This window comes from Moraxella sp. (assembly GCF_030525845.1).
GTDB lineage: Bacteria > Pseudomonadota > Gammaproteobacteria > Pseudomonadales > Moraxellaceae > Moraxella.
On record NZ_JAUNDY010000007.1, the window covers coordinates 73,352 to 81,734 of the forward strand.

Here is an 8,383-nt window from a genome sequence, read left to right on the forward strand (position 1 = left end):
TTTAAATGGGTTTATAAAATTAATTTTTTGCCACTATATTTCATCGCATATTCATTAAAAACTTTTTGAATATCGACATTCTCATTATTTTCAAAATATTGCATATCTATTTTGTGTTTGTTTGTTTTTGTATGAATAATCAATGTCGGTATATTAAACATAAAACTAACATCAACCATTTGAATGTCTTGCCATTTGATTTCAAACCCTTGTTTTGGGTGATTAAATACCATGCCAATTTCATCAAAGATAAACATTGGCATGGGTTTTTGATTGTCTTTATCATGCAACTTGTTAGGCATGACCGCCTTATAAATCATAAATAAAGGCACGGTAACAATAATCAAATCTTTAATGATTGAAAAATTGTCTTTATTGGGATTGAGTAAATTTAAATATAAAACACAGAGCAAAATGGCACATACCAAAACACCAAACACCAAAAGTCCCCACAAAAAATAATTGACGGATTTTGAAAGCGTTTTTGGTTGATAATAAAACTCTTGTCTCATTCGCTCAACTTATCCCCATTCGCCAAAATCCCTGCCTTGTCGTGCAATGTCTTAACATAGTCCACTTCTTCTTTTGCTCCCAACACCACAGGAATGCGTTGATGAATGTTGGTTGGATTGATGTCCATAATACGAACTACGCCGTCCGTACTTGCTCCGCCCGCTTGTTCAATGACAAAGCTCATCGGATTGGCTTCGTACATCAGACGAAGTTTGCCCGCCTTACCTGCAATTTTGGTGTCATAAGGGTACATAAACACCCCGCCACGAATCAAAATACGATGCACATCAGCAATCATCGCCGCCACCCAACGCATATTATAATCCTTATTTCGTACGCCTGTGTCGCCTTGTGTCAGCTCTTCGATATACTGCTGAATGGGCGGCAGCCAATAACGGCGGTTGGACGCGTTAATGGCGTATTCTGCCGTTTGTTCGCTGACACGCACATTGTCATTGATAAGAATATAAGTCTGACTAATCGGGTCAAAGCTAAACATCGCTACACCTGCTCCAAGCGTAAAGGCAAGCATGGTAGAAGTGCCATAAATAAAATAGCCTGCCCCCACTTGGTTGTCGCCTTTTTGCAAAAAGTCGCTCTCACACGCCTTTTGTCCTTGATTGTGGTAGGGTAGGACAGAAAAAATCGTCCCCACCGTCATATTGATGTCAATGTTGGACGAGCCGTCCAACGGGTCAAAGGTAACCAGTAGCGTACCGTCATCATTGGCAGGGTTAATGTCATCAAGCTCTTCACTTGCCACCCCTGCACAGTTGGGGTTATGGATTAACGCCCCCAGCAATAAGTCGTTGGAAATGACATCGAGCTTTTTTTGGGCTTCGCCTTGTACGTTTTGGCTGCCAACTTCGCCATGAATGCCCGCCAATGCCCCTTGGTCAAGCAAGCGACTGATGGAAACGCTCGTTGTCGCAAGTGTGGTCATGATGCTTGCTAATTCGGGGGTGGCGTGAGTTTCTAAGTATTGAGCAAGGGTGGTTTGGGTTGTCATGCTGGTTTCCTTGAATTTTTCGGGTTAACTTTTTTTGATTGAAAATTTGACATAAAATTGGCGTTATTTTAGCACGAAACAGGCGAGAATGTCAGAGATATTTTGTTTTTGAATGGTTGGATAAATCTGATAAATAATTGTTATGATTATCAAAAAATCATAAAACTTCCCAACATACATTCACAAAGGGGTAAAAATTTGCTAGAATGGTTTAATTTGTTTTTTGATAGACAAAAAAGGATAAAAAATGCACTCCACCCACACTCCCAACACCACCCCAAACAACCTAACCGCCCAACTGCACCGCTCCCAATCCGCTCCCCAGCTTACCCCTGACGGCAAATTGTGCCATTTTTTAAGCGTGGAAGGGCTAAACAAAGACATTCTCACCCAAATCATTCACAAAGCCAATGGCTATCTATTGCCAAACGGTCAAATCCAAAATTCAAACGAGCTTGCCGGCTGTACGGCGATGAACCTATTTTTTGAAAATTCCACTCGCACCCGCACTACCTTTGAAGTGGCAGAAAAACGACTTGGGGCGAATGTCCTTAACCTTGACATCGCCAAATCTAGCACCAGCAAGGGCGAGAGCCTTGCCGACACGCTGTGGAATTTGCAGGCGATGACGGCGGATATGTTTGTGGTGCGTCATTATTCGTCTGGGGCGATGCATTTTATGGCACAAAAGGTTTGCCCAAGCGTTGCCGTCATCAACGCAGGGGACGGTCAGCACGCCCACCCCACGCAGGCAATGCTCGATATGCTGACGATTTTTCGCGAAGCCAAAAAGCCCTTTGAAGAGTTGTCCGTTGCCATTATTGGCGATGTCAAACACAGCCGTGTGGCTCGCTCGGACATTTGTGCTTTGCAAACGCTTGGCGTCAAAGATTTGCGAGTGGTTGCCCCCAAAACCTTGCTCCCCAAAGGCATTGAACGCTATGGCGTGGCAGTGTTTGACGATATGGACAAAGGCGTGGCGGGCATTGATGTGCTGATTGGTTTGCGTATTCAAAACGAACGCATTGGCTCGCCCCTTTTGCCGTCCACCAGCGAATATTTTAAGATGTATGGCATTACCGAAAGCCGATTAAAACTGGCTGACAAAGATGCGATTGTAATGCACCCTGGCCCGATGAATCGTGGCGTGGAAATTGCGTCTGATGTGGCGGACGGGGTGCAATCGGTGATTTTAAAACAAGTCAATAATGGCATTGCTGTCAGAATGGCAGTAATGGCAATGGCAATGGAAGGGCAAAGAAGTTTGAGGAATTTGGGGTAATGCAAAGGTTGATTTATTCCAATCAAAATCCCAAATCCGAAGTTTATGATTTTATAATGAATTTACTAAAAGACAATTAAGAGATGAATGATAATGATAATTGAACCCCTAAAAAACGCCACACAAAAATTATCCGAAGGCTTAATTCGTTATCAAAAAGACACAAGCGATGAACAAATCCGAGATGGGCTGATTCAGCGTTTTGAATTTACTTATGAATTAAGTCATAAGATTTTAAAACGCTATTTGGAGACCATCTCGCCCACGCCTGATGTCATTGATAAAATGGCGTTTAGTGATATGATACGCACAGCCAATGAATATGGGTTATTGTGTGGTAATTGGTCAGATTGGCGGGTGTATCGTGAAATGCGAAATCTGACAAGCCACAGTTATAATGAACAAAAGGCATTGCAAGTTGTGGCGAATATCCCAAAATTCTTAACCGAAGTAGAATTTTTATTAAATGAATTAACCAAAAGATTAATCAATAATGACTGATGTGCAATTAACCGAAAACGAAAAACAAATTATCAAAAACATTCTAAAAACCCATTGCAAAAATACCAAAGTTTTTGCTTTTGGCTCTCGTGTGAATGGCAATGCCAAACCTTATTCAGATTTGGATTTGGTGGTTAAATCTGATGGCGTTTTTGAATTGGCAGACATTGCTAATTTAAAAGAAGCTTTTGCTAATTCTGACTTGGTTTTTAAGGTGGATATTTGCGATTGGCGCAGTTTGGGTAATGACTTTAAAAAAAGTATTGAAAATGAGTTGGTGTTGATTTGATTTTTACAATACAGGATTGGAGCTATGTTTAAAAAAATTTCCCTATTAACCGCAGGATTATTATTATCCGTGTCGGTATTTGCCAATGATTTACAAGGGTTAATTCAAAAGGCGGAGAATGGGGACATATTCTATCAAATGCTAATGGCGGCTTATTATGAGCAAAAACAAGATGCTGTCAATGAGTTTTATTGGGCGAAAAAAGTAGCCGAGCAGGGCGATGCATTTGCTCAAAATATTCTTGGCGGAATGTATTATTATGGATTGGGCATTCCAAAAGATGATGCCAAAGCCTTTGAATGGTATTTTAAATCCGCCAATCAAAATAATGCAGATGCCCAAAACAGTTTGGGGGCGATGTATTATAATGGACACGGTGTTAATCAAGATTATGCTAAGGCATTTGAATGGGCTACCAAATCAGCAAACCAAAATAATGCAGATGCTCAATACAGTCTTGGGTTGATGTATGCCAAAGGTCAGGGCGTATCCCAAGATAATACAAAAGCCCTAGAATGGTACACCAAATCCGCCAATCAAGGTAATGCACAAGCCCAAAATAATCTTGGGGTAATATATGCAAATGGCTATGGGGTTCGCCAAGATTATAACATTGCCAAAGAATGGTATGGCAAAGCCTGTAATCAAAATGTGCAAGTCAGTTGTGATAATCTTAAAGAATTAAATGAATTGGGTTACTAATTTAGGAAACATCAACAAAAGAGAACTTTATGAAAAACCTACTTCCCACTTGGCAAGCGTAAAGCAAGTATGATGCACCATTAAAGGAATACACCTTGTTCTCAACCATTTAAAAAGAGAATAATTATGTTTAAAAAACTTTTAATTGTCTTATTGTCATTAAGTTTGGTATCTTATGCAACAGCTGAAACTATGACAGATTTTTATGGAAATCCAATTCCAAAAGAGCAACAACAAGAAATAGAAAAGCAAGTTAAGGAATTGGAAATAAAAGCCAATCAAGGAAACATAGAAGCAATTTCTGAACTGACCCAATTTTATTTATATTCTGGTAATCAACAAAAAACCTTGTATTGGGTTGATAAAATGGTGGAAAATGGCTATCCTGATGCTTTGACGATATTAGCCAATGCTTATGAGAATGGCTATTATGGATTTGAGAGAAATGGTGAAAAAGCATTTGATTATTATCTAAAAGTGGCTAATTTGGGAGAAGTGTATTCACAATTATGGCTTGTGGATTATTATCTTGGTAGAAGGGTGGTAGAAGGCGGTATTTGTTATTGTGGAAAAGTGGATTATCAAAAAGCCTTAGAATGGGCAAAAAAAGCAAGTGCATTGGGTTCTGGTCTTGGTAGCCAAGAAGTAGCTAAAATATATTTGGCTTATGATGAAAATAATCCTGATTATCAAAAGGCAATAGAATATCTTAATTTATCAATCAAACAAATAAAATCAGAGTTGGAAAAACAACCAACAGACAGTAGCCATACATTACATTTGGTTTGGACTTATGTTGATTTGGGCGAAACCTATTATCAATTAAAGAATTACAAAGAAGCCAAAGTTAATTTTGAAAAAGCCATTCAAGTGGCTGATTATCATTCATATAGGGCATATTATGGCTTGTCATTGCTTTATCGTTATGGTTATGGTGTACCAAAAAATATTAAGAAAGCCGATGAGTTTCATAAAAAATCGTGTGAATTGGGCTATGTGCCTGCTTGTGAAAATTAACAAACTTAAAAAGATGAGAAATTTATGAAAAACCTACTTCCCCCCAACTGGCAACAGCCAACTTTAACCGACACCAACACAGACGGCAAATGGCTGATTCCGCCCATTGTGGATTTGTGCGGTCGGTTGCGAGAGCTTGGGCAATCGGCTCACGGCTCGTTTAAAAGCGAAGGCAACTCGGCGTATCAAAACGGCATTTTGCACATTTGCACACCGCCCGACACCACGCCTGTGCTTGACAATGGCTCGCTATTAAAAGGCTTAAAAGACAAGGCACTCACGGACGGTCGCATTCATCTATACCCCATTGGGGCATTGACCGCAGGACTCAAAGGCGAGAGTTTGGCAAGCATTGCAGGGCTAAAACAAGGCGGAGCGATTGCGGTGAGTAACGCCAGATGTGGCTTTGCCAATGACGATGTGCTGTTACGCTCATTAGAATATGCCAAAACCTTTGATATTAAAGTATTTTTTTATCCCGATGAACCGTCCTTAACCAAAAATGGTGTGGCGCACGATGGCTATGTGGCAAGCTATCACGGCTTGGCGGGCATTCCTTGGATTGCCGAGACGGTCGCCCTTGCCAAACAGCTTCTTATCGTGGAAGAAACAGGCGTGTCGGCACATTTTAGCCAGATTAGCTGTAAATCGTCTGTTGAACTCATTCGCACCGCTAAGGCGAAGGGCTTGCCTGTGTCGTGCGATGTGGCAATGCACCAACTGCATTTGACGGACGATGCGATTGACGGCTACAACACGCTTGCTTTTGTTTATCCGCCTTTGCGGTCAGAAACCGACAAACGAGCGTTGATAAGGGGGTTGCAGGACGGCACGATTGACGCCATTTGTACGCACCACGAGCCGTTAGCGATGACTGCCAAACTTGCTCCTTTTGCCGAGAGTGTGGCAGGGATTAGTAATTTTGATACTTTTGTAAGTTTGGGCTGTAAACTGGTGGCGGATGGTGTTTTGACGGCTGAACAATTGGTTGAAAAAATTTGTTTTAATCCTGCCAAAATCGCAGGCATTGGCGATATTTATGAAAAAGTGGGTGGGGCGGTACTGATTGACCCAAGCAAAGAATGGACGGTCAGCGATGAGACGATGTTGTCAATGGGTAAAAATACGCCGTTTGTCAATCACACTTTAATGGGTAGAGTGGAGCGAGTATTTTTCACCTAATGCATTGATTTTATGAATAAAATTTTAGATAAATTGCCCTTTGCCTGTCAGTTGTGGTTTGTGTATTTAAGATTTTTGGTGCGTCATTATGTTAATGATGGTTGCACCCAAAAAGCAGCCAGCTTGACGTATACCACGCTGTTGTCGCTTGTGCCGATTGTGACGGTCATGCTTGTGATGTTTTCTAGCATTCCTGCCTTAGAGGGCGTGCGTGAACAGGTGCAATGGGCGATTTATCGCAACCTCATGCCGTCATCAGGGGAAGTGATTAGCCAGTACATCAGCAGTTTTGCCGAAAAATCCAGCAATCTTGGTATTATCGGGGTAACAGGGGTATTTGTTACCACCATCATGACACTCATTACCATTGAGACGGCATTTAATCAAATTTGGCGAGTGGCAGAGCGTTCTGGTGGCATGGCAAGCGTGATGCGGTACTGGGCCATGATTACTGCTGCCCCCATTATTTTGGGGATAGCATTTGGTGCGTCGAGTGCCATTTCTGGACTGAGTTTTTTGAACCAAAAAATTGCAGGATACGGCATAGATTTTGGGGTATGGGCGAGGATTATTTCTTTTGTGCTGATGGCAAGTGGTTTTATCGCCTTGTATCAATTCATACCAAAAACCAAAGTTCCCATTAAAAATGCCGTGATTGCAGGCGTGGTCATTGCTGTGCTTTTTGAGGTGCTAAAAAGCGTTTTTGGTATGGTCATGACAAATTTTACCAGTTATGAGGCGATTTATGGGGCATTTGCTGCCATTCCTGTATTTTTGATGTGGCTGTATTTGTCGTGGAATCTGATTTTATTGGGTGTGGAGATTAGTTACACACTGACGATTTTTGGGTATCAAGAAGTCTCCCCAAAGTCGCCCATATTGGTTTTGCTTGATATGCTTCATTTGGCTTATGAGCGTCATCAAGTAGGAGAGACGGTCAGCGAGGCGGATTTTAAGGCGTTGCTTGGTCGAGGCGAACTGCCAAAATGGCATCAGTATCTTGATAAATTAATCCATCTCAAACTCATCGCTCGCACCCAAAATGATGAGTTTATCCTAAAAATGGATTTGGGTACAATGAGCGTTTGGCAATTTTATAACAGCATGTCTTATGCCCTGCCGACAGAGCGTGAGATGATGAATTTTTGTCAAACAAATCATGAACAATGGAGCATCAATTTGGCTCATCATGTGGGGCGTGTTGAAAACGCCACCAAAGAGCAGTTGCAATTAACTTTGGCACAATTATTTGGTAATCAGCAAGCCAAACTTAGCGACAATACAGACACGACACAAAAAACAGATGATGTGCCAACACCACCCCAAAATAACCGCCCCATCAAAGCCTATCTAACCCAAATGCTCTCCACCATCAAAATCAAAGATAAACTGCCTTACAAAACCCACCACAAAGACATGGGCAAAGGCGACAGTTAGGCTACTTTCCCCAAATCTGCTTGTATTTTGCCATCAAGTCATCAGGTGTTTCAGGTCGTTCATCATCTTTGATGATACAATCAATCGGACAGACCTTATCACAGGTCGGCTCATCGTAAAAGCCTATGCATTCGGTGCAAAGGTCGGGGTTGATGACATAGGTTTTTTGCCCTTTTTGGTCATAAAAAATGGCTTCGTTGGGGCATTCTGGCTCACAAATGTCGCAGTTAATGCAATCGGTGGTGATTTTAAGTGCCATTAGTCGTCAGCTTTGTCCAAGTGCTTAACGCAAAACCGCATAAAATCCCACAGCGTACTGTCGTGGTCGTGAACAGCATTCCAAATCGTGTCTTCGCCCATTATGCTATATTCGCCATCGGTGGTTAAGTCAAACTCTTCGCCATTTTCAATCTTCTCGTACAGCTCACGCCATTCGCCATCAAAATAAAAA

Annotated in this window: 11 protein-coding genes; 7 read left to right on the forward strand and 4 right to left on the reverse strand. The window is 41.6% G+C overall.

Going from position 1 to position 8,383, the window contains the following annotated elements:
• Positions 1 to 11 precede the first annotated feature (11 nt).
• Together Q4B79_RS04510 and Q4B79_RS04515 are read right to left on the reverse strand one after the other, a co-directional pair.
• Positions 12 to 512, reverse strand: a complete 501-nt coding sequence (locus Q4B79_RS04510) for a hypothetical protein (protein ID WP_303085239.1) — start codon at positions 510 to 512, stop codon at positions 12 to 14.
• Complete coding sequence (locus Q4B79_RS04515) at positions 509 to 1,522, reverse strand: class 1 fructose-bisphosphatase (RefSeq protein ID WP_303085240.1); 1,014 nt, start codon at positions 1,520 to 1,522, stop codon at positions 509 to 511. The genes Q4B79_RS04510 and Q4B79_RS04515 overlap by 4 nt, the downstream gene beginning before the upstream one ends.
• A 247-nt stretch (positions 1,523 to 1,769) precedes the next feature.
• Here Q4B79_RS04515 and Q4B79_RS04520 point away from each other — a divergent pair, with 247 nt between their 5' ends.
• The 7 genes from Q4B79_RS04520 (at position 1,770) to Q4B79_RS04550 (ending at position 7,932) form a co-directional block, all read left to right on the forward strand.
• Positions 1,770 to 2,804 carry an aspartate carbamoyltransferase catalytic subunit gene (locus Q4B79_RS04520; RefSeq protein ID WP_303085241.1) on the forward strand — a complete coding sequence of 345 codons (1,035 nt, stop codon included), beginning with the start codon at positions 1,770 to 1,772 and terminating at the stop codon, positions 2,802 to 2,804.
• A gap of 93 nt (positions 2,805 to 2,897) precedes the next feature.
• The gene (locus tag Q4B79_RS04525) at positions 2,898 to 3,305 is read left to right on the forward strand and encodes a nucleotidyltransferase substrate binding protein (RefSeq protein WP_303085242.1); all 408 of its coding nucleotides are present in this window, start codon (positions 2,898 to 2,900) and stop codon (positions 3,303 to 3,305) included.
• Positions 3,298 to 3,594 carry a nucleotidyltransferase family protein gene (locus tag Q4B79_RS04530; protein WP_303085243.1) on the forward strand — a complete coding sequence of 99 codons (297 nt, stop codon included), beginning with the start codon at positions 3,298 to 3,300 and terminating at the stop codon, positions 3,592 to 3,594. Before Q4B79_RS04525 ends, Q4B79_RS04530 begins: the two co-directional genes overlap by 8 nt.
• A gap of 24 nt (positions 3,595 to 3,618) precedes the next feature.
• Complete coding sequence (locus tag Q4B79_RS04535) at positions 3,619 to 4,296, forward strand: tetratricopeptide repeat protein (RefSeq protein WP_303085244.1); 678 nt, start codon at positions 3,619 to 3,621, stop codon at positions 4,294 to 4,296.
• A gap of 126 nt (positions 4,297 to 4,422) precedes the next feature.
• Positions 4,423 to 5,313 carry a tetratricopeptide repeat protein gene (locus tag Q4B79_RS04540; RefSeq protein ID WP_303085245.1) on the forward strand — a complete coding sequence of 297 codons (891 nt, stop codon included), beginning with the start codon at positions 4,423 to 4,425 and terminating at the stop codon, positions 5,311 to 5,313.
• Positions 5,314 to 5,337: 24 nt separating this feature from the next.
• A complete protein-coding gene (locus Q4B79_RS04545) occupies positions 5,338 to 6,495 on the forward strand; it encodes a dihydroorotase (RefSeq protein WP_303085246.1) in 1,158 nt (385 codons plus the stop codon).
• Positions 6,496 to 6,507: 12 nt separating this feature from the next.
• Entirely contained in the window at positions 6,508 to 7,932 is a 1,425-nt protein-coding gene (locus tag Q4B79_RS04550) for a YihY family inner membrane protein (protein ID WP_303085247.1), read from the forward strand.
• A gap of 1 nt (position 7,933) precedes the next feature.
• On the opposite strand, the gene Q4B79_RS04555 is transcribed toward Q4B79_RS04550, so the two are convergent.
• Both Q4B79_RS04555 and Q4B79_RS04560 read right to left on the reverse strand, forming a co-directional pair.
• Complete coding sequence (locus Q4B79_RS04555; RefSeq protein WP_303085248.1) at positions 7,934 to 8,191, reverse strand: YfhL family 4Fe-4S dicluster ferredoxin; 258 nt, start codon at positions 8,189 to 8,191, stop codon at positions 7,934 to 7,936.
• Positions 8,191 to 8,383 (reverse strand): DUF4298 domain-containing protein (locus tag Q4B79_RS04560; protein ID WP_303085249.1); only part of this gene is annotated, 193 nt, incomplete at its 5' end. The genes Q4B79_RS04560 and Q4B79_RS04555, both read right to left, overlap by 1 nt.

Coding starts and splice junctions, on each gene's coding strand:
- Q4B79_RS04510 (WP_303085239.1), bottom strand. CDS start 512: ATGAGACAAGAGTTTTATTATCAACCAAAAACGCTTTCAAAATCCGTC.
- Q4B79_RS04515 (WP_303085240.1), bottom strand. CDS start 1,522: ATGACAACCCAAACCACCCTTGCTCAATACTTAGAAACTCACGCCACC.
- Q4B79_RS04520 (WP_303085241.1), top strand. CDS start 1,770: ATGCACTCCACCCACACTCCCAACACCACCCCAAACAACCTAACCGCC.
- Q4B79_RS04525 (WP_303085242.1), top strand. CDS start 2,898: ATGATAATTGAACCCCTAAAAAACGCCACACAAAAATTATCCGAAGGC.
- Q4B79_RS04530 (WP_303085243.1), top strand. CDS start 3,298: ATGACTGATGTGCAATTAACCGAAAACGAAAAACAAATTATCAAAAAC.
- Q4B79_RS04535 (WP_303085244.1), top strand. CDS start 3,619: ATGTTTAAAAAAATTTCCCTATTAACCGCAGGATTATTATTATCCGTG.
- Q4B79_RS04540 (WP_303085245.1), top strand. CDS start 4,423: ATGTTTAAAAAACTTTTAATTGTCTTATTGTCATTAAGTTTGGTATCT.
- Q4B79_RS04545 (WP_303085246.1), top strand. CDS start 5,338: ATGAAAAACCTACTTCCCCCCAACTGGCAACAGCCAACTTTAACCGAC.
- Q4B79_RS04550 (WP_303085247.1), top strand. CDS start 6,508: ATGAATAAAATTTTAGATAAATTGCCCTTTGCCTGTCAGTTGTGGTTT.
- Q4B79_RS04555 (WP_303085248.1), bottom strand. CDS start 8,191: ATGGCACTTAAAATCACCACCGATTGCATTAACTGCGACATTTGTGAG.